Annotated in this window: 26 protein-coding genes and 1 tRNA gene; 10 read left to right on the top strand and 17 right to left on the bottom strand. The window is 59.3% G+C overall.

Annotation, left to right across the window (positions count from 1 at the left end; genetic code table 11):
- Positions 1–4 precede the first annotated feature (4 nt).
- From ACYZT0_RS01065 to ACYZT0_RS01080, 4 genes are all read right to left on the bottom strand, one after another.
- Positions 5–79 (bottom strand) — tRNA-Gln (locus ACYZT0_RS01065).
- A 37-nt stretch (positions 80–116) separates the two neighbouring features.
- Positions 117–968: a 4-(cytidine 5'-diphospho)-2-C-methyl-D-erythritol kinase gene (gene ispE / locus ACYZT0_RS01070; RefSeq protein ID WP_462044274.1), complete on the bottom strand. Its 852-nt coding sequence runs from the start codon at positions 966–968 to the stop codon at positions 117–119.
- A 2-nt stretch (positions 969–970) separates the two neighbouring features.
- Positions 971–1588, bottom strand: coding sequence for a lipoprotein insertase outer membrane protein LolB (gene lolB, locus ACYZT0_RS01075; RefSeq protein ID WP_462044275.1), 618 nt, complete (start codon positions 1586–1588; stop codon positions 971–973).
- A gap of 4 nt (positions 1589–1592) precedes the next feature.
- The gene (locus ACYZT0_RS01080; protein ID WP_462044276.1) at positions 1593–3317 is read right to left on the bottom strand and encodes a tetratricopeptide repeat protein; all 1725 of its coding nucleotides are present in this window, start codon (positions 3315–3317) and stop codon (positions 1593–1595) included.
- A gap of 182 nt (positions 3318–3499) precedes the next feature.
- Between ACYZT0_RS01080 and hemA the strand changes: the two genes are divergently transcribed.
- From hemA to ACYZT0_RS01110, 6 genes are all read left to right on the top strand, one after another.
- Positions 3500–4789 (top strand): glutamyl-tRNA reductase, encoded by a 1290-nt coding sequence (gene hemA, locus ACYZT0_RS01085; protein WP_282481460.1) that lies wholly within the window; start codon positions 3500–3502, stop codon positions 4787–4789.
- Complete coding sequence (gene prfA / locus ACYZT0_RS01090) at positions 4786–5868, top strand: peptide chain release factor 1 (RefSeq protein WP_461966113.1); 1083 nt, start codon at positions 4786–4788, stop codon at positions 5866–5868. Before hemA ends, prfA begins: the two co-directional genes overlap by 4 nt.
- Positions 5869–6699, top strand: a complete 831-nt coding sequence (prmC, locus tag ACYZT0_RS01095) for a peptide chain release factor N(5)-glutamine methyltransferase (protein ID WP_462044277.1) — start codon at positions 5869–5871, stop codon at positions 6697–6699.
- On the top strand, positions 6693–7448 hold the full coding sequence (locus ACYZT0_RS01100; protein WP_462044278.1) for a molybdopterin-synthase adenylyltransferase MoeB: 756 nt from the start codon (positions 6693–6695) through the stop codon (positions 7446–7448). Before prmC ends, ACYZT0_RS01100 begins: the two co-directional genes overlap by 7 nt.
- Positions 7441–8232, top strand: a complete 792-nt coding sequence (murI, locus tag ACYZT0_RS01105) for a glutamate racemase (protein WP_462044279.1) — start codon at positions 7441–7443, stop codon at positions 8230–8232. Before ACYZT0_RS01100 ends, murI begins: the two co-directional genes overlap by 8 nt.
- A 113-nt stretch (positions 8233–8345) precedes the next feature.
- The gene (locus ACYZT0_RS01110) at positions 8346–8864 is read left to right on the top strand and encodes an acyloxyacyl hydrolase (protein WP_462044280.1); all 519 of its coding nucleotides are present in this window, start codon (positions 8346–8348) and stop codon (positions 8862–8864) included.
- Between the two features lie 118 nt (positions 8865–8982).
- Here ACYZT0_RS01110 and ACYZT0_RS01115 read toward each other — a convergent pair whose 3' ends face one another.
- From ACYZT0_RS01115 to ACYZT0_RS01165, 11 genes are all read right to left on the bottom strand, one after another.
- Positions 8983–9288: a YkgJ family cysteine cluster protein gene (locus tag ACYZT0_RS01115; protein ID WP_462044281.1), complete on the bottom strand. Its 306-nt coding sequence runs from the start codon at positions 9286–9288 to the stop codon at positions 8983–8985.
- 53 nt (positions 9289–9341) lie between these two features.
- Complete coding sequence (locus ACYZT0_RS01120) at positions 9342–9845, bottom strand: DUF2878 domain-containing protein (RefSeq protein ID WP_462044282.1); 504 nt, start codon at positions 9843–9845, stop codon at positions 9342–9344.
- Positions 9838–11109 (bottom strand): class I SAM-dependent methyltransferase, encoded by a 1272-nt coding sequence (locus ACYZT0_RS01125; protein ID WP_462044283.1) that lies wholly within the window; start codon positions 11107–11109, stop codon positions 9838–9840. The genes ACYZT0_RS01120 and ACYZT0_RS01125 overlap by 8 nt, the downstream gene beginning before the upstream one ends.
- Complete coding sequence (locus ACYZT0_RS01130; RefSeq protein ID WP_462044284.1) at positions 11096–11911, bottom strand: DUF1365 domain-containing protein; 816 nt, start codon at positions 11909–11911, stop codon at positions 11096–11098. Before ACYZT0_RS01130 ends, ACYZT0_RS01125 begins: the two co-directional genes overlap by 14 nt.
- On the bottom strand, positions 11908–13155 hold the full coding sequence (locus tag ACYZT0_RS01135) for an NAD(P)/FAD-dependent oxidoreductase (RefSeq protein WP_462044285.1): 1248 nt from the start codon (positions 13153–13155) through the stop codon (positions 11908–11910). The genes ACYZT0_RS01130 and ACYZT0_RS01135 overlap by 4 nt, the downstream gene beginning before the upstream one ends.
- Positions 13152–13934 (bottom strand): SDR family NAD(P)-dependent oxidoreductase, encoded by a 783-nt coding sequence (locus tag ACYZT0_RS01140; protein WP_462044286.1) that lies wholly within the window; start codon positions 13932–13934, stop codon positions 13152–13154. Before ACYZT0_RS01140 ends, ACYZT0_RS01135 begins: the two co-directional genes overlap by 4 nt.
- Positions 13931–14353 carry a nuclear transport factor 2 family protein gene (locus ACYZT0_RS01145; protein WP_462044287.1) on the bottom strand — a complete coding sequence of 141 codons (423 nt, stop codon included), beginning with the start codon at positions 14351–14353 and terminating at the stop codon, positions 13931–13933. The genes ACYZT0_RS01140 and ACYZT0_RS01145 overlap by 4 nt, the downstream gene beginning before the upstream one ends.
- Positions 14346–15791, bottom strand: coding sequence for a deoxyribodipyrimidine photo-lyase (phrB, locus tag ACYZT0_RS01150; protein WP_462046484.1), 1446 nt, complete (start codon positions 15789–15791; stop codon positions 14346–14348). The genes ACYZT0_RS01145 and phrB overlap by 8 nt, the downstream gene beginning before the upstream one ends.
- A gap of 20 nt (positions 15792–15811) precedes the next feature.
- Complete coding sequence (locus ACYZT0_RS01155) at positions 15812–16753, bottom strand: MerR family transcriptional regulator (protein WP_462044288.1); 942 nt, start codon at positions 16751–16753, stop codon at positions 15812–15814.
- A 10-nt stretch (positions 16754–16763) separates the two neighbouring features.
- Positions 16764–17723 carry a YbgA family protein gene (locus ACYZT0_RS01160; protein ID WP_462044289.1) on the bottom strand — a complete coding sequence of 320 codons (960 nt, stop codon included), beginning with the start codon at positions 17721–17723 and terminating at the stop codon, positions 16764–16766.
- Between the two features lie 127 nt (positions 17724–17850).
- On the bottom strand, positions 17851–18837 hold the full coding sequence (locus ACYZT0_RS01165; RefSeq protein WP_462044290.1) for an NAD(P)/FAD-dependent oxidoreductase: 987 nt from the start codon (positions 18835–18837) through the stop codon (positions 17851–17853).
- A gap of 196 nt (positions 18838–19033) precedes the next feature.
- Between ACYZT0_RS01165 and ACYZT0_RS01170 the strand changes: the two genes are divergently transcribed.
- The gene (locus ACYZT0_RS01170) at positions 19034–19936 is read left to right on the top strand and encodes a TIGR01777 family oxidoreductase (RefSeq protein ID WP_462044291.1); all 903 of its coding nucleotides are present in this window, start codon (positions 19034–19036) and stop codon (positions 19934–19936) included.
- A gap of 13 nt (positions 19937–19949) precedes the next feature.
- On the top strand, positions 19950–20975 hold the full coding sequence (gene hemH / locus ACYZT0_RS01175; protein WP_462044292.1) for a ferrochelatase: 1026 nt from the start codon (positions 19950–19952) through the stop codon (positions 20973–20975).
- A gap of 131 nt (positions 20976–21106) precedes the next feature.
- Here the strand turns inward: hemH and ACYZT0_RS01180 are convergent, their stop codons facing one another.
- Positions 21107–22381, bottom strand: coding sequence for a uracil-xanthine permease family protein (locus ACYZT0_RS01180; RefSeq protein WP_462044293.1), 1275 nt, complete (start codon positions 22379–22381; stop codon positions 21107–21109).
- Positions 22382–22383: 2 nt separating this feature from the next.
- On the bottom strand, positions 22384–23022 hold the full coding sequence (gene upp, locus ACYZT0_RS01185; RefSeq protein ID WP_131059473.1) for a uracil phosphoribosyltransferase: 639 nt from the start codon (positions 23020–23022) through the stop codon (positions 22384–22386).
- A 173-nt stretch (positions 23023–23195) separates the two neighbouring features.
- Between upp and ACYZT0_RS01190 the strand changes: the two genes are divergently transcribed.
- Together ACYZT0_RS01190 and ACYZT0_RS01195 are read left to right on the top strand one after the other, a co-directional pair.
- On the top strand, positions 23196–23753 hold the full coding sequence (locus ACYZT0_RS01190; RefSeq protein WP_462044294.1) for a hypoxanthine-guanine phosphoribosyltransferase: 558 nt from the start codon (positions 23196–23198) through the stop codon (positions 23751–23753).
- 184 nt (positions 23754–23937) lie between these two features.
- Positions 23938–24423: a hypothetical protein gene (locus ACYZT0_RS01195; protein ID WP_462044295.1), complete on the top strand. Its 486-nt coding sequence runs from the start codon at positions 23938–23940 to the stop codon at positions 24421–24423.
- Position 24424 lies beyond the last annotated feature (1 nt).

Genomic DNA, 24424 nt, shown 5'->3' on the forward strand with positions numbered 1-24424 from the left:
AAAATGGCAGGGGCGGCTGGATTCGAACCAACGCATGGCAGGATCAAAACCTGCTGCCTTACCGCTTGGCGACGCCCCTGTATCTGTTGCAACGAGTACCCAGTACTCGGTTCCTTTTAGAGCAGACTTTGCAGCTTGCGATGCAACATCGAAACGTTGCTTCCTTTTGCTACAAACCCTGTAAGGGTCTCTGTAAGAAGGGCCGAGACTTTATCAGCTTCAGCTTTGCTTGGGAAGCCCCCAAACACACAACTTCCAGTTCCGGTGAGTTTTGCTTCGGTAAATTTACCTAACAAATTCAAAGCGTTACGTACATCTGGATAGCGCCTTGCTACCACCGGTAAGCAGTCATTTCGACTGTTTCCCTTGGGAACGGGGCGCACTTTAATGGGAGAAGAGTTACGTGTCAACAACGGATCTGAAAAAATTTCTGCTGTACTTACAGAGACTTGCGGCACGAGCACGAGATACCACGGCTCGATGGGGTAAACAGGGGTCAGTTTCTCCCCCACGCCCTCGGCGAAAGCCGCGTGCCCACGCACGAAAACCGGGACGTCCGCGCCAAGCGTCAGGCCTAAAGTGGCCAGCCGATCCTCATCCCAACCCAGTTGCCAGAGATGATTGAGGCCCAGCAAACTGGTCGCGGCATTTGAGCTGCCACCACCGATGCCACCGCCCATGGGCAGAATTTTTTCGATCCAGATATCAATCCCGAGCGAACAACCGGATTGCTCCTGAAGTTTTTTTGCGGCCTTGACGATTAAATTACTGTCGTGAGGAACGCCATCGAATTCAGTGTGCAATCGAATCACGCCGTCATCACGAACGGCGAAGGTGATTTCATCGCCGTAATCGAGAAACTGAAAAATCGTCTGCAGTTCGTGGTAACCGTCTTCGCGGCGACCGAGGATGTGCAGCATCAGATTGAGTTTGGCCGGGGAGGGCAGCGTCAAGCGAGGAGCCGTCATGTTCACTGCCCCAGTTCGCGAGGTTGCCATTCCTTGATCACCAGCGTGACGTCAAGGTCGGTGCCGTGCAGTTTGATCCGCTCGGGCAGCCAAAAGCCGTTTTGCTCGGCATAGCTGAGGTATTCGACTTGCCAGCCATCCTGCTCCAGATTGGCCAGCCGGCTGTCGGCATCGAGCGTCAGACGGCTTTTGCTGTCCGGGGCCGGGAGCCCGCGAACCCACCAGGCCAGATTGGACACCGGCAACTTCCAGCCCAGTTGTTCTTCGACCAGCACTTCAGGCGTCGGCGCTTCATAGCGGCCCTGGTTTGCGACTTCCAGCGAGACTTTGCCGGGGCGACCGGTCAAGCGTGCTGCGCCGCGACCCAGGGGGCCGGAGAGGCGAATGTCGTAATAATCCTGTCGCTGCAGCCAGAACAACGTGCCGCTGCCCGAGTCTTTCGGGGCGCGAATGCCGATCTTGCCGTTGATCTGCCAGCCGTCGAGACGGGTCAGTTGCTGTTTGTACTCGCGCCATTGGGCCGGGTTGCCTTGACCCTGGACCGATTCGCGGGCACCGAAGCCTGCGCAACCGGCGAGCAGGGCGATAAAGCTGAAAACAATGAGGTGGCGCAAAAACATAATCTTAAAGAGTCTCTGATCCGGTCAGGCGCTTGATGGTACTGCGCAGGATAGGGCTGTCGGGTTGCTCCTTGAGGAACTTGCCCCAGATTTTCTTGGCTTCCCGTTGCTTGCCATTGGCCCACAGGACTTCGCCCAGGTGCGCGGCGACTTCCTGATCGGGGAAGCGCTCCAGGGCCTGGCGCAAGTAACGTTCGGCCTCATCGAGATTGCCCAGGCGGAAATTCACCCAGCCGAGGCTGTCGAGTACCGCCGGGTCTTCCGGATTGATCTGGTGCGCCTGTTCGATCAAGGTCTTGGCTTCGGCGTAGCGCGTCGTACGATCGGACAAGGTGTAACCGAGGGCGTTCAACGCCATCGCGTTGTCCGGGTCGCGCTTGATGATCAGCCGCAGGTCTTTTTCCATCTGCGCCAGGTCATTGCGTTTTTCCGCTTGCATGGCGCGGGTGTATAGCAGATTCAGATCGTCCGGGGACTTCTGCAAGGCTTGTTGCAGTACATTCCAGGCCTTGTCGGGCTGTTTATTGGCGGACAAGGTTTCGGCTTCGATCAGGTACAACTGAATCGCGTAATCGGGCTGCTCGTCGCGTTCCGCCGCCAGACGGCTTTGGGCCTCGGCGGTCTTGCCGTTGTTCATCAGGATATCGGCCTGACGCAATTGCGCCGGCAGGTAATCGTTGCCCGCGCCGACCTGGGCGTACTCGATCAGTGCGCCTTGGGGGTCGTTACGTTCTTCAGCGATACGTCCGAGGTTCAGGTGCGCCGAATCGACGTGGCTTTCACGGGCGATCAGGTCTTCCAGATAGCCCTTGGCCTCATTCCACGCCTTGGCTTCCAGGCAGACCAGCGCCAGGGAGTAACGCAGTTCGTCGTCTTCCGGGTATTGCTGAACCAGGCTCGAGAACTCGACTTTGGCATCGTCCATGCGATCCTGTTCAACCAGCATGCGCGCGTAAGTCAGGCGCAGGCGTTTGTCGTCCGGGTACTTCTTGATGCTTTTTTGCAGCAGCGGCAACGCTTCGTTGCCACGGTTGAGCGTTTGCAGCAAGCGTGCGCGCAGCAGGATCGGAGCGATTTCGCCATCGTCCGGTGGATTGTCTTCCAGCAACGTCAGTGCGCCTTTGGCGTCGCCGTCCTGTTGCATCAACAGGGCCTTGCCGAAAATCAGTTGGCCGTTGTTTGGATGGCGCTGCAACAATCGGTCAAAACTTTTCATCAAACCGTTGCGCGTGTCCTGGTCGGTATCGGCCGCAGACAGGGCGAGGAAGTCGAAATGCGTGTCGCCCTTGCCTTGCAGGACTTTCTCCATATAAACCATAGAGTCGTCATAACGCCCGGCGCGAGCCAGTTGCACAGCAGCAGCTCGTTGCGCCTCGAGGTCGTCCGGGGCGTTTTTCGCCCAGATCAGCGCAGTATCCAGGGCGGCCTGATCGGCGCCCAGGTACTCGGCGATGCGAAATGCCCGTTCGGAGATGCCCGGATCCTGGGTGTTAATAGCCTGGGTGACGTAGTTGTCCAGGGCAATGTCGAAACGATTGCGCTGGCCCGCCAGTTCGGCGCTCAGCAGGCTGAAGACGGTTTCTTCACTGAATGAGCTGTATACCTTGGGCTTTTCAGGGGCCGGAGTGCTGTCTTCGACCGGCGGCGTACCGTCCGACGAAACGGGTGCCAAGGCCTGGCAGCCGCTGAGGAAGACAAAAGCGAGGAGCAACGCGGAAGATCTATTCATATAGGAAGAGGACGACTAACCTGCGGTCGGATCATCATGACACAAGCCTTCGGCCAAACATAACCGAGTCTCAGTTGATGCCTTTATAGGGGCAGGTCATTGGGACAATAGTCAGCAGTAGTTGTTCTGGCTCTGTCGAAGTAGGACAATTGCCGGCTTCACGTCACCATCAGCGACCATGAATGGCCTTCCTTGCACTCGGTATTAACCACAAGACTGCTTCAGTAGACGTCCGCGAGCGCGTGGCCTTTACCCCTGAGCAGCTGGTGGAGGCCTTGCAGCAGCTCTGCCGACTCACCGACAGCCGCGAAGCTGCGATCCTCTCCACCTGCAATCGCAGTGAACTCTATATAGAACAGGATCACCTTTCGGCGGACGTCATCCTGCGCTGGCTGGCCGATTATCATCATTTGAGCCTCGAAGAACTGCGCGCGAGCGCTTATGTGCACGAAGATGATGCGGCAGTTCGTCACATGATGCGGGTGGCCTCGGGGCTCGATTCGCTGGTGTTGGGCGAACCGCAGATTCTCGGTCAGATGAAATCGGCGTACGCCGTGGCCCGCGAAGCCGGCACCATCGGTCCGTTGCTCGGGCGATTGTTCCAGGCGACGTTCAATGCCGCGAAACAGGTGCGCACCGACACCGCCATCGGCGAGAACCCGGTGTCCGTGGCGTTTGCCGCGGTCAGCCTGGCGAAACAGATTTTCAGTGACCTGCAACGCAGTCAGGCCTTGCTGATCGGCGCCGGTGAGACCATCACCCTGGTCGCCCGCCATCTGCACGAATTGGGTGTGAAGCGCATCGTGGTCGCGAACCGCACCCTGGAGCGCGCGAGCATTCTGGCCGAGCAGTTCGGCGCCCATGCGGTGTTGCTCTCGGAGATCCCGGCCGAGCTGGTGCGCAGCGACATCGTTATCAGTTCCACCGCCAGCCAGTTGCCGATCCTTGGCAAGGGCGCGGTGGAAAGCGCCTTGAAACTGCGCAAGCACAAGCCGATCTTCATGGTAGACATCGCCGTCCCCCGGGATATCGAGCCGGAAGTTGGCGAACTGGACGACGTTTATCTCTATAGCGTCGACGATCTCCACGAAGTGGTCGCCGAGAACCTCAAGAGCCGCCAGGGCGCAGCCCAAGCGGCAGAAGAGATGGTCTCGATCGGTGCCGAAGATTTCATGGTCCGCCTGCGTGAACTGGCGGCGGTGGATGTGCTCAAGGCCTATCGCCAACAAAGCGAGCGCATGCGCGACGAAGAATTGCAAAAGGCCCAGCGCATGCTGGCCAACGGCAGCAGCGCCGAAGACGTGCTGGTGCAACTGGCGCGGGGCCTGACTAATAAACTCTTGCACGCACCGAGCGTGCAGTTGAAAAAGCTCTCTGCCGAAGGTCGCCTCGATGCGCTGGCCATGGCCCAGGAACTCTTTGCCCTGAATGAGGGCTCATCGGATAGCTTTTCGGATAAGAAACCGCAATGAAAGCGTCACTGCTCAATAAGCTGGACATCCTCCAGGACCGTTTCGAGGAATTGACTGCCTTGCTTGGCGATGGCGAAGTCATTTCCGATCAGAACAAATTCCGCACCTATTCCAAGGAATACGCGGAAGTCGAGCCGATTGTCGATGCCTATAAACAGTTGCTCAAAGTGCAAAGCGACCTTGAAGGCGCCCAGGCGCTGCTCAAGGACAGCGATCCGGACATGCGCGAAATGGCCGTGGAAGAAGTCCGCGAAGCCAAGGAGCAACTGATCGACATCGAAGCCAGCCTGCAACGCATGCTGCTGCCCAAGGATCCGAATGACGGGCGCAACGTGTTCCTCGAAATCCGCGCCGGCACCGGCGGTGATGAGGCGGCGATTTTCTCCGGCGACCTGTTCCGCATGTATTCGCGTTACGCCGAGCGTCGCGGTTGGCGGGTGGAGATCCTCTCGGAGAACATCGGCGAGCACGGCGGCTATAAAGAAGTCATCGCCCGGGTCGAAGGCGACAGTGTCTACGGCAAGCTGAAATTCGAATCCGGTGCGCACCGCGTGCAACGGGTTCCGGCCACTGAGTCCCAGGGTCGTATCCACACCTCGGCCTGCACGGTGGCGGTGTTGCCCGAGCCGGACGAACAGGAAGCGATCGAGATCAACCCTTCGGATTTGCGGATCGATACCTACAAATCCTCCGGTGCCGGTGGTCAGCACGTCAACAAGACCGACTCGGCGATCCGCATCACGCACTTGCCGTCCGGTATTGTCGTCGAGTGCCAGGAAGAACGTTCCCAGCACAAGAACCGCGCGCGGGCGATGTCCTGGCTGTCGGCCAAGCTCAACGACCAGCAGACCAGCGCCGCCGCCAATGCCATCGCCAGCGAGCGTAAATTGCTGGTGGGTTCGGGCGATCGCTCCGAGCGGATCCGCACCTACAACTTTGCCCAGGGCCGGGTCACCGACCACCGGGTCAACCTGACGCTGTATTCCCTCGACGAAATCCTCGCGGGAGGTGTCGACGCGGTGATCGAGCCGTTGCTGGCCGAATACCAGGCTGACCAATTGGCAGCGATAGGTGAGTAAATGACGATCATTGCCAGTTTGTTACGCGCCGCCGACCTGCCGGATTCGCCCTCCGCGCGCCTGGATGCCGAATTGTTGCTGGCCGCTGCGTTGGGCAAGTCCCGCAGTTTTCTGCACACCTGGCCCGAGCGCATCGTTCCGAGCGAAGCGGCGCTGAAGTTTGCCGAGTACCTGCAACGCCGCCGTGGCGGTGAGCCGGTGGCCTACATCCTCGGCCAGCAAGGTTTCTGGAAGCTTGATCTGGAAGTTGCGCCACACACACTGATCCCGCGCCCGGACACCGAGCTGTTGGTGGAAGCGGCGCTTGAACGCCTGCCAGCCACACCTGCCAAGGTCCTCGACCTCGGCACCGGCAGCGGCGCCATTGCCCTGGCCCTGGCCAGCGAGCGTCCGGCCTGGAAGGTGACCGCCGTGGATCGCGTGCTCGAAGCCGTGGCCCTGGCCGAGCGCAATCGCCAGCGCTTGCACCTGAACAACGCCACCGTGCTGAGCAGTCATTGGTTCAGTGCCCTGGAAGGCCAGCGTTTTCAACTGATCATCAGCAACCCGCCTTACATCGCCTCCGCCGACCCGCATCTGGTGGAAGGTGATGTGCGCTTCGAACCGGCCAGTGCCTTGGTGGCCGGGGTCGACGGGCTCGACGATCTGCGTCTGATCGTCGCCCAGGCGCCCGATTACCTTGAGGCGGGCGGTTGGTTGATGCTCGAACACGGTTACGATCAAGCCCATGCAGTACGCGATTTGCTACTGGCCCGCGGCTTTGAAGAAGTCCACAGCCGCACCGATCTGGGCGGTCACGAACGTATCAGCCTGGGGCGCCTGCCGTGCTGAATGATCAGGAATTGTTGCGCTACAGTCGGCAGATTCTATTGCAGCACGTCGACATCGACGGCCAGTTGCGACTGAAGGAAAGCCGGGTGTTGATCGTCGGTCTCGGCGGTCTCGGCTCCCCTGTTGCGCTGTATCTGGCAGCGGCAGGCGTCGGTGAGCTGCATTTGGCAGACTTCGACACCGTCGACCTGACCAATCTGCAACGCCAGATTGTTCACGACACCGACAGTGTCGGCCTGAGCAAGGTTGATTCGGCCATTCGCCGACTGAGCGCGATCAATCCCCAGATTCAGTTGATCGCCCATCGCACCGCACTGGACGAAGATTCCCTGGCCGCCGCCGTGGCCGCGGTGGATCTGGTGCTGGACTGTTCCGATAATTTCTCCACCCGCGAAGCGGTCAACGCTGCGTGTGTCGCCGCTCGCAAACCTCTGGTCAGTGGCGCTGCGATTCGGCTGGAAGGGCAGTTGTCGGTGTTCGACCCGCGTCGTCCGGAGAGTCCGTGCTACCACTGTTTATACGGTCACGGCAGCGAAGCCGAACTGACGTGCAGCGAAGCCGGCGTCGTGGGGCCTTTGGTTGGGTTGGTTGGCAGCCTCCAGGCGCTGGAAGCCATGAAATTGCTGGTGGGTTTCGGCGAGCCCCTGGTGGGGCGCCTGTTGTTGATCGATGCCTTGGGCTCGCGCTTTCGCGAATTAAGGGTCAAGCGTGATCCGGGCTGCAGCGTCTGTGGCTCGAAGCATGCGTGAAGCGCCGATTGGCGTGTTCGACTCCGGCGTCGGTGGGCTTTCGGTGCTGGCCGAGATCCAGCGTTTGCTGCCCAACGAGTCACTGTTGTACGTCGCCGATTGCGGGAATATTCCCTACGGTGAGAAAACTCCGGAATTCATCCGTCATCGTTGCAGCGTGATGGCCGGTTTTTTTCAGCTGCAAGGCGCCAAGGCTTTGGTGCTGGCCTGTAACACGGCGACTGTCGCTGGCGTTGCAGACTTGCGGCGCGATTATCCCGAGTGGCCCATCGTCGGCATGGAGCCGGCGGTCAAACCGGCCGCTGCCGCCACCCGCAGCGGAGTGGTCGGCGTACTCGCCACCACCGGCACCTTGCAAAGTGCCAAGTTCGCCGCTTTGCTCGACCGTTTCGCCACCGATGTGCGCGTCCTCACTCAGCCGTGCCCCGGCCTGGTGGAGCTGATTGAAAACGGCGATCTGCACAGTCCTGCCCTGCGCCAATTGCTTGCCAGGTATGTCGAACCGCTGCTCGGCGCCGGGTGCGACACAATAATTCTCGGCTGCACGCATTACCCCTTCCTAAAGCCGTTGCTTAGGCAGATGATCCCTGAAGGCATCAGCCTGATCGACACCGGCGCTGCGGTAGCGCGGCAACTTCAGCGTCTGTTGGCCAAGCGTGAATTGCTCGCCGAAGGGCCTGCTCGTGCCGCAAAGTTCTGGACGAGTTCCGATCCGGAACATTTCAGAAATATCTTGCCGATGCTGTGGAATACCGCTGGCGTTGTGCAAAGCTTCAAAGGGTAAGTTAAAGCCAGGGGCAAGCGAGTAGCTGGGGTGAAGTTCTGATTAAGCGTCGACTTCTATAGCGTCAAGCAACAAAAAAACCATACGAAATCGTTCGGAAAAGGATGTTTCTAATGAAGCGACTATTCTGCTTGGCCGCGATTGCGGCCGCACTGATGGGGCACAGTTTTACCGCACAGGCGGCAGGCGTGGAGTTCGCGGTCGGCGAGACCAGCGAGTCGACCATGACCTACCGATTGGGCATGCAATTCGATTGGGACAAAAGCTGGTTGCAGAGTGATGTCGGTCGTTTGACCGGTTACTGGAGCGGTGCCTACACCTATTGGGAAGGCGACAAAACCTCCAGCAACCACAGCCTGTCGTTCTCGCCGGTGCTGGTTTACGAGTTTGCCGGTCAAACCGTCAAACCCTACCTGGAGTTGGGGGTTGGCGTGGCGGTGTTCGCCAATACCGAAGTCGAAAACAACAATCTCGGCAATGCCTTTCAGTTCGAAGATCGTTTCGGGTTTGGTCTGCGCTTTGCGGGCGGACATGACGTCGGGATTCGTGCAACGCACTATTCCAATGCCGGGATTAGCAGTAAGAACGATGGCGTAGAAAGTTACGCGTTGCATTACACGATGCCGTTGTAAGGTCAAAAGCTTCGCGGGCAAGTCGGGTCGCCGCACCGCTCGCTCCTACAGAAAACCACCTGACCTGTAGGAGCGAGGCTTGCCCGCGAAGGCGTCAGCTCTAACAACACATCTTCAATTACCGATACGCCGTAGTAATACCCTGGCGTTCGTCGATGCATTCCGGTGCGCCCATCTCGAACTCCCGGCAAATCAACGGGCGTTTTTCATAGATGGTGCACATCATGCTGTTGCGATCCAGCGCAGCACACCAACCGTCATCCAGACGCAACATGACTTCCCCACCCCAGTCATCAGTATCGATAAAACGTTCGGGCACGCCTGTGTCGGTGATCAGCATGACTTCGAGCTGACAGCAGCAAGCTGCGCAGGTCGAGCAAGTGACCACCGGTTCGACGATTTGCGTGTGGGGAATGGTTTTCATGGCTCGCAGTGTAAGGCACTGGGCCGGGGCTGTGTGAAAGGCCTGACGGACGCTCAGCTGTGGGTGTCGGATGCCAGCCGCTGAGCCATGAAATGCAGCGTGGGAAACAGCAGCGCCCACAGTAATCCGATGCCGATCAGTGTCGGCGATTGCCCGAAGGGAAATTGCACCCCGGCCAATTGTCCTCCCGCGTAATACGACAGCGGCCCACCGACGGCGCCCAGTAGGCTGCCGAGCCACCAGGGATTGGCGGTCCATTGCAGGCAATGGCGCAAAGTGGTTGCCAGCAACGCCCACAACAGCATCAGCCACGGCGGAATCAGCGGGGAGACATCGTTGAAGTCGAACACCCCAAGCCAGCGCAACGAACTGTCGACCGTCGTTCCCAGCAGCACCACGCTGAGGATCAGTCGGCCTTCATCGGCCCAGCGACTTATCCACAACAGATGAATCACCAGCACCGCCAACGCCACCAGCAACCACAGACCACTGCCTCCGATCACGCAGGCAAACCAGCCGATCTGAAACAGCGCGGCATTTGCCAAACGTTCAAGCATCGAATCGGCCGAGCAGCGGCGCCGGCATCGCGGCGGGTTTGGCCAGCAGCAATTGCGCCGTGCCGATGGTGCGTTCCAGGAAACCACCTTCGCAGTAGCACAGATAAAATTCCCACAGCCGCAGGAAATAGTCGTCGTAGCCCATTTCGCTCAAGCGACCGTGGGCGCGGCGAAAATTCTCATGCCACAGGCGCAAGGTTTGGGCGTAGTGCAGGCCGAAATCCTCCATGTGCAGCAGGTTCATGTCGGTGTCACGGCTGACAATCTCCAGCATTTTCTGCACGCAGGGCAGGGCGCCGCCGGGGAAGATGTAACGCTGGATGAAATCGACATTGCTCTTGGCTTGTTCGTAGCGTTGCTCGCGGATGGTGATCGCTTGCAACAGCATCAAGCCGTTGCTCTTGAGCAGCTGCGCGCATTGCTTGAAGTAGGTCGGCAGGAAGCGATGACCAACCGCCTCGATCATCTCGATCGACACCAGTTTGTCGTACTGCCCGCTCAGGTCGCGATAATCGGACAGCAGCAGTGTGACCTGGTCCTGCAAACCCAGGGCTTCGATCCGTTGCGCGGTGAAGGCGTACTGCTTTTTCGACAGCGTGGTGGTGGTGACTTTGCAGCCGTAATTCTGGGCGGCGTAAAGCGCCATGCTGCCCCAGCCGGTGCCGATTTCCAGCAGGTGATCGCTGGGTTGCAGCGCGAGTTTCTGGCAGATACGTTCGAGCTTGTTCAGTTGCGCCTGTTCCAGGGTGTCTTCAGGGGTGAGGAACTGCGCGGCGGAATACATCATGGTCGGGTCGAGAAACTGCTCGAACAAGTCATTGCCGAGGTCGTAATGTGCAGCGATGTTTTTCTGCGAGCCCTTGCGCGTGTTGCGATTGAGCCAGTGCAGGCTCTGCACGAACGGGCGGCTCAGTTTTGCCAGTCCACCTTCCAGTGCATCCAGCACGTCAAGGTTGCTGACGAAGACACGCACCACTGCCGTCAAATCCGGCGAACTCCAGTAGCCGTGGATAAACGCTTCGCCCGCGCCAATCGAGCCGTTACTCGCCACCAGTCCCCAGGCCGCGGCGTCGAGGATATGGATTTCGCCCAAGGGATGGCTGCCGGCGGTACCGAAGACGTGCCGTTCGCCGTCTTCGAAGACCACCAGTTGCCCGTGTTTGAGCTGCGCCATCTGCCGCAACACACCACGGCGCAGCAACGATCCGGTCAGGCTGTTGGTACTTAACAGGCTGGTTTTGGCCGAGACACTAGAGGATTTCATGGCGGCGATCCTTGGGGGGAACAATGGTGGTCTGAAATCTGCCATCGGCAGCCGGATGAGCAAATATCGGTGCGCGTTTCAGTAGCAAGCGCACGGCCTGCCAATAAATCGCCAGACAGGTTTTCGCGGTCATCCACGGAAAGCGCCGCAAGTAACGGTGCAGGCTGCCGCGGGTGAGGGCTTCGCATTGCAGGTTGAGCGTGGCGTCGAACAGTTTCAGTTCGCCTTGCCAGTCCGCCATGTGCACGCCGAGTTTTTGCGCGGCGGGGCTGAAGCTCATGCGGTATTCAATATCGCGCGGCAGAAACGGCGACACATGAAACGCCTTGGCCACGGCGAAATGCTGGTGGAAGTCCTGCACGTTCGTCGGTGCCTTGGCCGGCAACACGTAGTGGTAACGCTCGCGCCACGGCGTATTGGTGACTTCGCAGAGAATCGCCGCCAGTTGGCCGTCGGCCTCATGGCAGTAGAAAAAACTCACCGGGTTGAACGACAAGCCCCAACTGCGGGCCTGGGTCAGGAGGCAGATCGAGCCGTTTGGCACATGGCCGATTACCTCGGCGACTTGCTGGCGTACCGCGTCGATCAAACGCATGCCACTGCCAGTGAAGGCTTTCATGTAATCGGTTTCGCGAAACGAAAACGGCGCGAAACGGCTGGTGCCCGACAGCGGCGACAAGCCGAGCACCGCGTCCTGTTCGTCGAGGTCCAGGTACAGCAGACCGATCCGGTAACGGAATTCATGGCGCCGCGGGGCAAACCGCCGATGGGCGATCCAGCCGCTATAAAGGGCGCTGTTCACAACACTTCTCCCAGCGAGCGAGCAACCCGCAGCGCACTGACCACACCGTCTTCATGGAAACCACTGGCCCAATAAGCGCCGCAAAACCAGGTGTGCTGCGCGCCGTCCAATTCATCCCAACGCGCTTGCGCGGCGACGGCAGCCAGGCTGTATTGCGGATGGGCGTAGGTGAATGTGGCGAGCACTTTGTTCGGGGTGATGCCTGCGCTCTGATTGAGGCTGACGCAAAACGTGGTGTCGCTCTGGATGCCTTGCAGAATGTTCATGTCGTAAGTGACGGCGGCCAGCGTGTGACCGGGACCACCGAGGCGATAATTCCAGCTTGCCCAGGCAAGTTTTCGCACCGGCAGCAAGCGCGTGTCGGTGTGCAACACCACTTCGTTGTCGGCGTAGGGCAGGGCACCGAGGATCGACTGTTCGGCGCCGCTCGGTTTGGCCAGCAGTTTGAGGGCCTGATCGCTGTGGCAGGCGAACACCACTTTGTCGAAACGCTCGCTGCCGGCGGCGCTGTGGATAACGACGCCGTCTTCATCGCGTTCAACGCGGGTCACCGGGCAATTGAGGCGGATCTTGTCTTTAAAAGACGCGGTCAGAGGTGCGACATAAGCGCTTGAACCCCCCTCGATCACACTCCATTGCGGACGATTGCTGACGGACAGCAAGCCGTGATTTTTGAAAAACCGGATGAAGAACTGCAACGGGAAACCGAGCATGTCGGCCATGGACATCGACCAGATCGCCGCGCCCATCGGCACGATGTAATGCAGGATAAAGCGCTCGCCATAGCCGCCGGCCTTCAGGTATTGATCGAGGGTGGTGTCGGCGGCGATCCGTTGTTCTTCGAGGTCGCGTTGGGCTTCTTTGTTGAAGCGCAGGATGTCCCGCAACATGCCCCAGAACCCTGGCGACATCAGGTTGCGACGTTGGGCGAACAGGCTGTTGAGGTTGTTGCCGTTGTACTCAAGGCCCGAGTCCGGGTCGGTGACCGAGAAACTCATCTCGGTGGGTTTGAAGCCCACGCCGAGCTGGCCCAGCAGGCGAATGAAATTCGGGTAGGTCCAGTCGTTGAACACAATAAAACCGGTGTCCACTGCATAGCGCTGGCCATCGACAGTCACGTCCACCGTGTGGGTGTGACCGCCGACCCAGTCGCTGGCCTCGAACAGAGTGATCTCGTGCCTGCGATTGAGCAGGTAGGCGCTGGTCAGCCCCGAGATCCCGCTGCCGATGATGGCGATGTTCAAGGGACATCCTTGATCGGCGGACTGCTGCGCACCATTCGCTTGCCGATGGCCAGTTTCACGCCGTTGGGCATTTTTGACAGCGGCCAGAGCGCGGCCATGAACAGTCCGGGAAACGCGATCTCCAGTGGGCGGTTTTTGAGTTTGGCGAAGATGTGCTGCGCAGCTTTATCCACAGGCCAACTGAGCGGCATCGGGAAATCGTTCTTCGCCGTCAACGGTGTCTCGACAAACCCCGGGCTGACCACGGTGACTTCAATGCCTTCCGGCGCCAGATCAATGCGCAACGATTCGAACAAGTAGCGCAGCCCGGCCTTTGACGCGCCATAGGCTTCGGCGCGGGGTAGCGGCAAGTACGTCACCGAACTGGCGACGCCCACCAAGTGCGGCGCGGTACCCTTGCGCAGCAGCGGTAAGGCCACCTCGATGCAGTACGCGCTGGCGAGCAAATTGGTGCGCACCACATGCTCGACAATCGACGAATCGAATTGCTGAACGTCGACGTATTCGCAGGTGCCTGCGTTGAGAATCACCGTGTCCAGGGATCCCCAGTCTTCGGCAATTTGCGCGCCGATTTCGCGGACTGTCTGGCTGTTGGTCAAGTCACCAGGCACCACCAGCACTTGCCCCGGATAACGCAGGGACAAGACTTTCAGCACCGCCGCCGAGCGTGAACTGACGGCGACGTGGGCGCCGGTTTTCAGTATTTCTTCGGCCAGCGAGGCGCCAATGCCGCTGCTGGCGCCGGTTAACCAGTATCGCCGTGGAGGTGTAAAACTCATCCCATTCTCCTTTTCAGCCAGGCAATCGCCCGACCCAATACGGGTACATGTTCGTAAAGCAGCGCCCCGGCATCGAAGTAATCCCGGTGGCGATAAACTTTATCGCGCCAAAGCAGGTGCGAGCAGCCATCGACCCGAATCAACTGACCGCCCGCCAGACGCGGATGGCGATAACTCATGACCCAGCGCAAATAGCCCTCGCCTTCGTTGATCTGGTCTAAGCCATGAAAGTCGAAGTGCAGATCGCTGACGTTGGCGTAGAGCTGGGCGAAGTAGCTGCGCATTTGCACCAGGCCCTGAATTTCCTGCAGAGGATCGGTGAAGTGCACGTCGTGGGTGTAGAGCTGGTTTAGGCGTAGCAGGTTGTCCTTGTCCAAGGCTGCAAACTGTTGGGCAAAACGGCGCAGGAAATCACTCATCGTGTCCTCCGGCCTGTTGTCTTGATGGCAGGTTCTTGAACGCGGCCAGCGCTCGTTGGCGCGAGGTGCTTAGGTTGACGATTGGCGACGGATAATCTGCCACGCCGAACAACCCACCAAGGTTGGCCGGGTTGTGCACTTCCTTTTTGTTCAGCCCGGCCAGTTCCGGCAGCCAGTGCTTGATGAACACGCCTTCGCTGTCGAATTTTTCCGACTGGCTCAATGGATTGAAAATCCGGAAGTAGGGCGCCGAGTCGGTGCCAGTAGACGAGCTCCATTGCCAGCCACCGTTGTTCGCCGCGAGGTCGCCGTCGATCAGGTGCCGCATGAAAAAGCGCTCGCCTTCACGCCAGTCAATCAGCAGGTTTTTGGTCAGGAACATCGCCACGACCATGCGCAGTCGGTTGTGCATCCAACCGGTTTCGAGCAATTGGCGCATGGCCGCGTCGATGATCGGCAGGCCGGTGCGGGCTTCTTGCCACGCCAGCAGTTCTTCCGGGGCGTCGCGCCAGGCCAGGGCTTCGGTTTCCGGGCGGAAAGCACGGTGACGCGAGACCCGTGGGTAGCCCACCAGAATGTGTTTGTAGAACTCGCGCCACAGCAGTTCGTTGATCCAGGTCACCGCGCCGACCTTGCCGCTTTCGAACTCCCCTTGATTGCTTTGCAGGGCAGCGTGCAGGCATTGGCGAGGGGAAATCACCCCGGCGGCAAGATAAGCCGAGAGCTGACTGGTACCCGGTTTGGCCGGGAAGTCTCGCTCGTTTTTGTAATAGTCAATCTGGGCGTCGGCGAAGGTGTCGAGACGGCGCCGGGCTTCGGCTTCACCGGCAGGCCAGAGTGTGCGCAGGCTGGGGATCGGCGTTTTGAAACCTTCAACGCTTGATGGGATTTTATCGCTGCCGATAGCAAGTGGCACCTGAACCGCGGGTGCGACGACCAGCCCTGGTAACGACGCGCGCAGACGGTCGTAGCAGGCTTTGCGGAACTGGCTGAAGACTTGAAAGTAAGTGCCGGTCTTGGTTAGCACGCTGCCCGGTTTGAACAGCAGTTGATCGAGGTAGCTATAGAAGTCGATGCCATGAGCCTTGAGCGATTCGCCCACGGCGTCATCACGACGGCTTTCATGAATGCCGTATTCCTCGTTGACGTGCACCGCGTCGATCTTCAATTGCTGACACAGTTCAAGCAGCGCCTTCGGCGCTTCATCCCAGCGTGATGACGTGCGGATCAGCAAAGGAATATTCAGTTCGCCCAGCGTACGGCTCAACTCGCCAAGATTGCGCAACCAGAAATCCACTTTGCACGGCGCATCGTCGTGCTCCAGCCATTGGTCCGGGCTCAGCAGGTACACCGCTACCGTCGGACCGCGAGCAGCGGCCGCCGAAAGGGCGGTGTTGTCATGTAGGCGCAAGTCGCTGCGCAACCAGATCAATTGCATGGTGGTGTCCGTACGTTTCATTAAATTAGTCCACGCTGAACCAAGTCCTGATGGGCGATTAACGGGTCTTCGGCCAAGAACAAATCAGCGATCTCAGTAGTTTTTACGGACAACTCGGCGTGGTGGATGCATACCGTTGGTCCGGCAATCATTTTTGGGCAACTGATGCCATTCAAGAGTTTCGGCAACTGCGAAAGATTCATAGCTTTGCTGGAATACAGCAGTACGCCGCGGGCTTGAAGGTGATCGACCGCCAGCGCGAGTTCGCCGGCGGGGAGTGGCCAGTCGAAAACTTCCACTGGGCAATCGGCGCTGCTGATCAGCCAGGCGGTGAGCCACAGGTGAGGTTCCAGTGGCAGGTCCGAGTGATTGATCAACAACAGTGGCGCGGTACGTAACTGACGGTTGTTATGGTAGATGCGTGCGCCAAATTTGCTGCGTAACCAGGAGTAGAAAAATACCCGCTCCATCTGCGCGCCGAACTGGCCTTGCCAGCGTTGCTCCAGTTCAGCCAGCAATGGCATCAGTAGTTGTCGGCACAAGGTACGCGGTGGATACAGCGCCATGGCCTGATTGACGGTGTCATCGAGGGTGCGTTCGTTCAGTTGAGTGACCGCTTGCAGCAGCGTATGGCGCAGCACTTGCCAATCGTTTTCGACGGATTCGGTAAAGGCCTGCGGGGTGTCGAGCAGTTGCTTGACCTGGCTGACGGCCACGCCACGGTTGAGCCAGGTGAGGATCGTCAAAATGCGTTGAACGTGTTCGGCCGAGAACAGCCGATGGCCTTTGGGCGTGCGTTGCGGCACGATCAGGCCATAACGCCGTTCCCAGGCGCGCAGGGTGACGGCGTTGACGCCGGTCTGCCGGGCCACTTCACGGATCGGCAGCCAGCCTTCATCCAGAGCCTTTTTAAAGTCGTCGCCGAGGTCTTCGCTGGCGCTGGTGTCGAGTGGGCTTTTCATTAGATTGTCATTAGATCGCGTTTCGCAGACTGAGATTTTCCGGATGCGGTTGCAGGTAAACCTGTTGCGCAATGTACGGATCCGGGTGTTGACGGAAGTAGTGTTTGAGCAGCGTCAACGGCACCACTAGTGGCACGATGCCGTGGCGGTACTGGCCGATGACGTGCTGCACTTCCTGTTTGTCTTCAGGGCTGATCGTCTGTTTGAGATAGCCGCTGACGTGTTGCAAGACATTGGTGTGGGTGCGGCGCGTAGCGCATTTTTTCAAGGCCGCCATCAGCTCGCTGAAATAGCGTGGGCCGAGTTCGTTCGGGTCGGTCTGGCCCATGTTGCCCAGCAGGGTACCCAGGGTTTTGTATTGCACCGGGTTGTGGGCCATCAGCAGGTATTTGTAGCGCGAGTGAAAGTCCATGAGGCCACGGCGAGTCAGGCCTTCACTCAACAACTGCTGCCAGGCGCTGTAGGCGAACACGCGGGTGAGGAAGTTTTCTCGCAGCACCGGGTCGTTGAGCCGGCCGTCTTCTTCCACTGGTAAATCCGGATGCAGCGCGCAGAACGCCTGGGCGTAGATGCCACGGCCGCCACCGTCCACCGGTGCACCGTTGGCGTGGTAGACCTTGACCCGATCCAAACCGCATGACGGGGATTTCTGCATGAAGATGTAGCCGCAGATATCGGCCAACTCCGCGGCCATTTTCTGACCGTACTCGGCCAGCGGCACGGTGACATTGAGCTCAGGAGTGACGGTGCCGACAGCCTCGGGATGTTCAGGATCGCCAACCAGCCGGATCGGCTCCCGAGGAATGCCGAGGCCGATGGCGACTTCGGGGCAGACCGGGACGAAATCAAAATAGTCAGTGAGGGTGCGACTACACAGCCGCGACGCCTTGTGCCCGCCGTTGTAACGCACTTCTGCGCCCATCAGGCAGGCGCTGATGGCGATTTTCGGTTTCACGGGGACGTGGAGCATCGGAGCACCTCGAGTCTAAACCTGTACAGAGTGTTGATTCTGTACAACATGGTTTCATCATAGATTCAAAGGTGTACAAGTCAAATTATTTGTATAGGTTTTGCCGTCGCCCCGTAGGCGCTGCGGTTCACTGCAGATGCGCATGCAAGCGGCGGGCGGCTTCCTGGCCGCTGAGCCACGCGCCTTCGACGCGGCCGGACAAGCACCAGTCGCCACACACATACAAGCCCAGATCGGCATCGGCCAGGGCTCCCCATTCATGGCTGCTGGCGGGTCGGGCATAGAGCCAGCGGTGAGCAAGGCTGAAGGTCGGGGCGGGCATGGCGCTGTGCAGCAGCTCGGCAAATGCGCCGTGCAATTGCTCGATCACCGCTTCTTTGGGCAGGTCGATATGTTGCCGGCTCCAGGCGCTGGTGGCGTGCAGGACCCAGGTGTCCAGCGTGTTGTCACGTCCTGGTTTGCTGCGGTTGCGAGCCAGCCAGTCGAGCGGGCTGTCCTGTACGAAGCAGCCTTCCATGGGCGTATCCAGCGGTGTCTCGAACGCCAGCGCGACAGCCCAGGTCGGGTCCATTTTCACCCCGGCGGCGGCACCGGCGAGTTTCGGTGCGGAGGCCAGCAGTGCAGTCGCCTGTGGCGCCGGCGTGGCGATCACCACATGACTAAACGGGCCGTGGGTGAAACCTTCGGCGTCCTGCAAGTGCCAGTGCTCTTCGCCACGATAGACTTCGGTGATCCGGCAGGCGAAATGCACTTCCAGATCGCCGAGCAGGCCGCGGGTAATAGCGCTCATACGTGGCGTACCGACCCAGCGAGTCTGTTCGTCCGGCGACAGGTTGAGCTGGCCACCGTGGTACGTGTAGAGCTGCGGCATCCATTCGGCGACCCAGCCATTGCCTTGCCAGCGCTGGACTTCAGTGACGAAGCGGCGATCGCGGGCGGTGAAATATTGCGCGCCCATGTCCAGAGCACCTGCATCGCTGCGCTTGCTCGACATGCGTCCACCGCTGCCACGGCTTTTATCGAAAAGTTGAACGACATGCCCGACCTCTGTCAGGGCCTGGGCGGCGGAGAGCCCGGCGATGCCGGTGCCGATGATTGCGATAGGTACAGTCATAGGGGCCTCGTTTACCTTTCTGTACAGACTACGCCGTGGTTGAAACCTGTACAATATTGTTTTTTGGTATAACTTTTAGTGTTCTCGTTCTGACAGCTTGGCCTATTGTTAAACACAAGGCCTGCCCGATACCAAAGATCCCTGCTTATAAAAATAGACTAGTGATCAAGGTAAAACGCCACGCGAGGAAGAAGTCATGCACATATTGCTGACCGGCGGTACTGGTTTGATAGGACGTCAGCTCTGCCGACACTGGTTGAGTCAGGGGCATCGTCTGACGGTCTGGAGTCGAAGTCCTGAAAAAGTCGCGAAAATATGCGGTACCCAGGTGCGTGGTGTTGCCCGGCTTGAAGACCTCGGCCCGGAACCGATCGATGCGATTGTAAATCTGGCGGGCGCACCGATTGCCGATCGGCCTTGGACAACCAAACGCAAAGCGCTGTTGTGGAGTAGCCGAATCGCCCTGACCGAAACCCTGCTGGCCTGGCTCGAAGCCCGCGAGCAAAAACCGCAGGTATTGATCTCCGGATCTGCCGTTGGTTGGTACGGCGACGGAGGCGAGCGGGAATTGACCGAGAAATCTCCACCGGTCATCGATGATTTCGCCAGCCAGTTGTGCATCGCGTGGGAGGAAACCGCCCAGCGTGCCGAGGCGTCGGGCATCCGCGTGATCCTCATCCGCACCGGGCTGGTGTTGTCAGCCGAGGGCGGCTTTTTGTCGCGGCTGTTGCTGCCATTCAAACTGGGGCTGGGCGGGCCTATCGGCAATGGCCGGCAGTGGATGCCGTGGATTCATATCAACGATCAAATCGCTCTGATTGATTTTCTTCTGCATCAGAAAGACGCCAGCGGTCCTTATAATGCCTGCGCGCCCAAGCCGGTGCGCAATCGCGAGTTCGCCAAGACGTTGGGTAGCGTGCTGAACCGCCCGACGTTCATGCCCATGCCGGCCCTGGCTTTAAAGGTGTGTCTGGGCGAATTGTCATTGCTGTTGCTGGGCGGCCAGAAGGCAGTACCGGCTCGCTTGCTGGAAGCGGGTTTCACTTTCCAGTTCACTGATTTGCGCGCGGCTCTGGACGACCTTTCCAGCCGCCTTTGAAATAGGACGTTGCATGACCGATCACGCATTGCTTCTGGTCAATCTGGGCTCACCAGCCTCCACTTCGGTGGTGGATGTGCGCAGTTACCTCAATCAATTTCTGATGGACCCGTATGTGATCGACCTGCCATGGCCGGTGCGACGTTTGTTGGTGTCGCTGATCCTGTTCAAGCGCCCGGAGCAGTCAGCCCACGCCTACGCCTCGATCTGGTGGGAGGAGGGCTCGCCGTTGGTGGTGCTCAGCCGTCGCCTGCAACAGGCCATGACTGCCCAGTGGACCCACGGTCCGGTGGAGTTGGCGATGCGTTACGGTGAACCGTCGATTGAGTCGAAATTGGTGCAGCTGGCCGCCCAGGGCCACAAAAAAATTACTCTCGCGCCGCTTTATCCACAGTTCGCTGACAGCACCGTGACGACGGTGATCGAAGAAGCCAAGCGGGTGGTGCGCGAGAAAAATCTGGACGTGCAGTTTTCGATTCTCCAGCCGTTCTACGATCAGCCGGAATACCTCGATGCGTTGGTGGCCAGTGCCAAGCCGTATTTGGAACAGGATCACGATCACCTGCTGCTGAGTTTTCACGGTTTGCCGGAACGGCACCTGACCAAGATCGACCCTACCGGGCACCATTGCTTTAAAAGCGATAATTGCTGTCTGAACGCTTCGCCAGAAGTATTGGCGACCTGCTACCGCGCCCAATGCCTGCGCACGGCGTCCGAGTTTGCCAAACGTCTGGGCCTGCCGGACGGCAAGTGGTCGGTGTCATTCCAGTCGCGACTGGGTCGAGCCAAATGGATCGAACCCTACACCGAAACGCGCCTCGATGAGTTGGCTGGAATGGGCGTGAAGAAAGTGCTGGTGATGTGCCCGGCGTTTGTCGCCGATTGTATTGAGACGCTGGAAGAAATCGGTGATCGCGGGCGGGAGCTGTTTCGCGAAGCAGGAGGGGAGGAGTTGGTGCTGGTGCCGTGCCTTAACGATGACCCGCAGTGGGCGCGGGCGTTGAACACCTTGTGCGAACGGGCACCGTTGGCGTTGTAAGCCAAAAGCTTCGCGGGCAAGCCTCGCTCCTACGGATTTGTGTCGATCACATTATTGTAAAACGACCCAACTCTGTAGGAGCGAGCGATGCGGCGACCCGACTTGCCCGCGAAGGCATTCTTGAAGCCTGCTTAGATCAGTGGATCATTCGCCTTCTTGTGCTTCCAGCTGTCATTACCCGGCAGCAACAGGTTCAGCGCAATCGCCGTCACCGCGCACAGCGCGATGCCTTTGAGGCCGAAGTCGTCCGGCCCTGTGCCGGTGCCGACCAGTACGCCGCCAATCCCGAACACCAGGGTCACCGAGACAATCACCAGATTGCGCGCCTCGCCCAGGTCGATCTTGTGCCGAATCAGCGTGTTCATGCCCACCGCAGCAATCGAACCGAACAACAAGCACAGAATCCCGCCCATCACCGGCACTGGAATGCTCTGCAGCAGCGCGCCGAACTTGCCGACGAACGCCAGGCTGATCGCGAAAATCGCCGCCCAAGTCATGATCTTAGGGTTGTAGTTCTTGGTCAGCATCACTGCGCCCGTCACTTCGGCATAGGTGGTGTTGGGCGGGCCGCCAAACAGTCCAGCCGCGGTGGTGGCAATGCCATCGCCGAGCAGGGTGCGATGCAGGCCGGGTTTCTTCAGGTAATCGCGACCGGTCACGCTACCGACTGCAATCACACCGCCGATGTGCTCGATAGCCGGCGCCAGGGCGACCGGAACGATGAACAGAATCGCCTGCCAATTGAATTCTGGCGCGGTGAAGTGCGGGATGGCAAACCACGGAGCGGCGGCAATCTTTGCGGTGTCGACGACGCCAAAATAGAACGCCATCGCAAAACCCACCAGCACGCCCGAGATGATCGGCACCAGGCGGAAAATACCTTTACCGAACACTGCGACGATCAGGGTGGTCAGCAGCGCTGGCATCGAGATCAACATTGCCGTTTGGTAATGAATCAGCTCGGTGCCGTCGCCCGCCTTGCCCATCGCCATGTTGGCGGCGATCGGTGCCATGGCCAGGCCGATGGAGATGATCACCGGGCCAATCACCACGGGTGGCAGCAGACGGTCGATGAAACCGGTGCCTTTGATCTTCACCGCAAGGCCGAGGAAGGTGTAGACGAAACCCGCCGCCATCACACCGCCCATGGTCGCCGCGAGGCCGAACTGGCCCTTGGCGAGGATGATCGGGGTGATGAAGGCAAAACTCGATGCCAGGAATACCGGTACCTGACGTCCGGTGATGATCTGGAACAGAATCGTCCCCAGGCCGGCGGTGAACAGCGCCACGTTCGGGTCGAGACCGGTAATCAGCGGCATCAACACCAGGGCGCCGAAGGCCACGAACAGCATCTGCGCACCCGACAGCACCGTGCGCCAGAGCGGATCGTTGAACTCATCCTGCATGCTCAAGCGTCCTTCTGCTTGGTGCCGAAGATCTTGTCACCGGCATCGCCCAGGCCCGGGATGATGTAGCCGTGTTCGTTGAGTTTCTCGTCGATGGAGGCGGTGTAGATCATCACGTCCGGGTGAGCTTTCCCTACAGCAGCGATGCCTTCAGGCGCGGCAACCAGCACCATGGCGCGGATGTCCCGGCAACCGGCCTTTTTCAGCAGGTCGATGGTAGCGACCATGGAGCTGCCGGTGGCGAGCATCGGGTCGATGATCATCGCCAGGCGTTCGTTGATTTCCGGAACCAGTTTTTCCAGGTAGGTGTGGGCCTGCAGGGTTTGTTCGTTGCGGGCCACGCCGACGGCGCTGACTTTGGCGCCCGGGATCAGGCTCAGTACGCCTTCGAGCATGCCGATACCGGCGCGCAGGATTGGCACGACGGTAATTTTCTTGCCGGCGATTTTCTCGACCGACACAGTGCCGCACCAGCCTTCGATATCGTAGGATTCCAGCGGCAGGTCTTTGGTGGCTTCATAGGTCAGCAGGGCGCCGACTTCCTGAGCGAGCTCACGGAAATTCTTCGTGCTGATGTCGGCGCGGCGCATCAGGCCGAGTTTATGACGGATCAGCGGATGGCGGATCTCGAGGATGGGCATGGGGAAGGCTCCGGCGGCGGGCAAAAAAACCGGCCTAGATTAATCTATCCGAGGGTGTTGTCCTATAGACATACAGTACGTTAGTCCACAAACGCTTGATCTGGCCGTGCGGGATGCGTACCTTTGCCCGCTTTTCCTGACTTCGTCACCCCCCCACCCCCCTGGAGAGCGCCATGTCCGCTGATCTCGAGCATATCCGTCAAATCATGCGAGAGGCTGACCGCCTGTACACCGAAGCTGAAGTCGAGGCGGCCATCGCCCGCGTCGGTGCGCAAATCAACGATCAGCTGGCTGAAAGCAATCCGGTGGTGTTCTGTGTGATGAACGGTGGGCTGATTTTCTCCGGCAAGCTGCTGACTCATCTGAACTTCCCGCTGGAAGCCTCCTACCTGCACGCCACCCGCTATCGCAACGAAACCAGTGGCGGCGACCTGTTCTGGAAAGCCAAGCCTGAAGTTTCTTTCCTGGACCGTGACGTGCTGATCATCGACGACATCCTCGATGAAGGTCACACCTTGGGCGCGATCATCGATTACTGCAAACACGCCGGCGCGCGCAAAGTGCACACCGCGGTGCTGATCGATAAGGACCACGACCGCAAGGCCCGCCCGGACCTGAAAGCCGATTTCGTCGGCCTGCCGTGCATCGACCGTTACATCTTCGGCTACGGCATGGACTACAAAGGCTACTGGCGTAACGCCAACGGGATTTTTGCCGTTAAAGGCATGTAATCCAGACGCGGTTTGTGCTGCTTCATAGCAGCTGGCGCAGCCAGCGTTCGGCTGCGAAGCCGTCGTAAATCCATACAACTCGGTGTGCCTGACACACCGCGGTGCATGATCTCACGGCTGCTTCGCAGCCGGACGCAGCCTTCGGCAGCTGCTACAGTGCTTGGCCTCGCCTTGGGAGCCTGTCATGAGCCTTTTGATCCGCAGCTGCGCCGCCCTGTTGCTGACCGTCAGTCTGCCTCTGGCTGCCGCCCCGGCGCCGATGCACGCGCAGTTCCTGCCCCCGGATGACCTGACCCTGCGTGACGCGGAACCCGATCAGCAACAGCTGTTGCAGGTCACCGAGTACTCGGTGGTGGTCGGCAGTCAACGCCAGTCCAACCAGCAGCCGATTCCGGTGACGTCACCGTTGCTGATCCGTCTCAAGGGCAAATCCTTGAACAAAGGCGCAACCATCACCCAGGTGCTGGTCAACTTCGATGGCGAAAGCAAAAGCCTGAAAAAGCCGATCTACGACGGCAAGAGCAAAACCCTGACACTCTTTTACCCGATGGCGCAGTACCGGGTGATGATCGACTTGTTGCGCAATGACACGGTGTATTGCCAGTTCCTCAGCTATGCCAACGGCCATATCTGGGCCGATCTGCACACCGGCGCCGTTCGTTCGCGTTGAG

The organism is Pseudomonas sp. ZS1P83 (assembly GCF_054897825.1).

Bases quoted from the DNA above. Each gene is read 5' to 3' on its own strand.
- ACYZT0_RS01165 (WP_462044290.1), bottom strand. From the start codon at position 18,837: ATGACTGTACCTATCGCAATCATCGGCACCGGCATCGCCGGGCTCTCC.
- ACYZT0_RS01190 (WP_462044294.1), top strand. From the start codon at position 23,196: ATGTCCGCTGATCTCGAGCATATCCGTCAAATCATGCGAGAGGCTGAC.
- hemA (WP_282481460.1), top strand. From the start codon at position 3,500: ATGGCCTTCCTTGCACTCGGTATTAACCACAAGACTGCTTCAGTAGAC.
- ACYZT0_RS01120 (WP_462044282.1), bottom strand. From the start codon at position 9,845: ATGCTTGAACGTTTGGCAAATGCCGCGCTGTTTCAGATCGGCTGGTTT.
- ACYZT0_RS01170 (WP_462044291.1), top strand. From the start codon at position 19,034: ATGCACATATTGCTGACCGGCGGTACTGGTTTGATAGGACGTCAGCTC.
- ACYZT0_RS01160 (WP_462044289.1), bottom strand. From the start codon at position 17,723: ATGCTCCACGTCCCCGTGAAACCGAAAATCGCCATCAGCGCCTGCCTG.
- prmC (WP_462044277.1), top strand. From the start codon at position 5,869: ATGACGATCATTGCCAGTTTGTTACGCGCCGCCGACCTGCCGGATTCG.
- ACYZT0_RS01110 (WP_462044280.1), top strand. From the start codon at position 8,346: ATGAAGCGACTATTCTGCTTGGCCGCGATTGCGGCCGCACTGATGGGG.
- hemH (WP_462044292.1), top strand. From the start codon at position 19,950: ATGACCGATCACGCATTGCTTCTGGTCAATCTGGGCTCACCAGCCTCC.
- ACYZT0_RS01140 (WP_462044286.1), bottom strand. From the start codon at position 13,934: ATGAGTTTTACACCTCCACGGCGATACTGGTTAACCGGCGCCAGCAGC.
- phrB (WP_462046484.1), bottom strand. From the start codon at position 15,791: ATGCAATTGATCTGGTTGCGCAGCGACTTGCGCCTACATGACAACACC.
- ACYZT0_RS01145 (WP_462044287.1), bottom strand. From the start codon at position 14,353: ATGAGTGATTTCCTGCGCCGTTTTGCCCAACAGTTTGCAGCCTTGGAC.
- lolB (WP_462044275.1), bottom strand. From the start codon at position 1,588: ATGTTTTTGCGCCACCTCATTGTTTTCAGCTTTATCGCCCTGCTCGCC.
- ACYZT0_RS01125 (WP_462044283.1), bottom strand. From the start codon at position 11,109: ATGAAATCCTCTAGTGTCTCGGCCAAAACCAGCCTGTTAAGTACCAAC.
- ACYZT0_RS01195 (WP_462044295.1), top strand. From the start codon at position 23,938: ATGAGCCTTTTGATCCGCAGCTGCGCCGCCCTGTTGCTGACCGTCAGT.
- murI (WP_462044279.1), top strand. From the start codon at position 7,441: ATGCGTGAAGCGCCGATTGGCGTGTTCGACTCCGGCGTCGGTGGGCTT.
- ACYZT0_RS01080 (WP_462044276.1), bottom strand. From the start codon at position 3,317: ATGAATAGATCTTCCGCGTTGCTCCTCGCTTTTGTCTTCCTCAGCGGC.
- ACYZT0_RS01115 (WP_462044281.1), bottom strand. From the start codon at position 9,288: ATGAAAACCATTCCCCACACGCAAATCGTCGAACCGGTGGTCACTTGC.
- ispE (WP_462044274.1), bottom strand. From the start codon at position 968: ATGACGGCTCCTCGCTTGACGCTGCCCTCCCCGGCCAAACTCAATCTG.
- ACYZT0_RS01155 (WP_462044288.1), bottom strand. From the start codon at position 16,753: ATGAAAAGCCCACTCGACACCAGCGCCAGCGAAGACCTCGGCGACGAC.
- ACYZT0_RS01180 (WP_462044293.1), bottom strand. From the start codon at position 22,381: ATGCAGGATGAGTTCAACGATCCGCTCTGGCGCACGGTGCTGTCGGGT.
- upp (WP_131059473.1), bottom strand. From the start codon at position 23,022: ATGCCCATCCTCGAGATCCGCCATCCGCTGATCCGTCATAAACTCGGC.
- prfA (WP_461966113.1), top strand. From the start codon at position 4,786: ATGAAAGCGTCACTGCTCAATAAGCTGGACATCCTCCAGGACCGTTTC.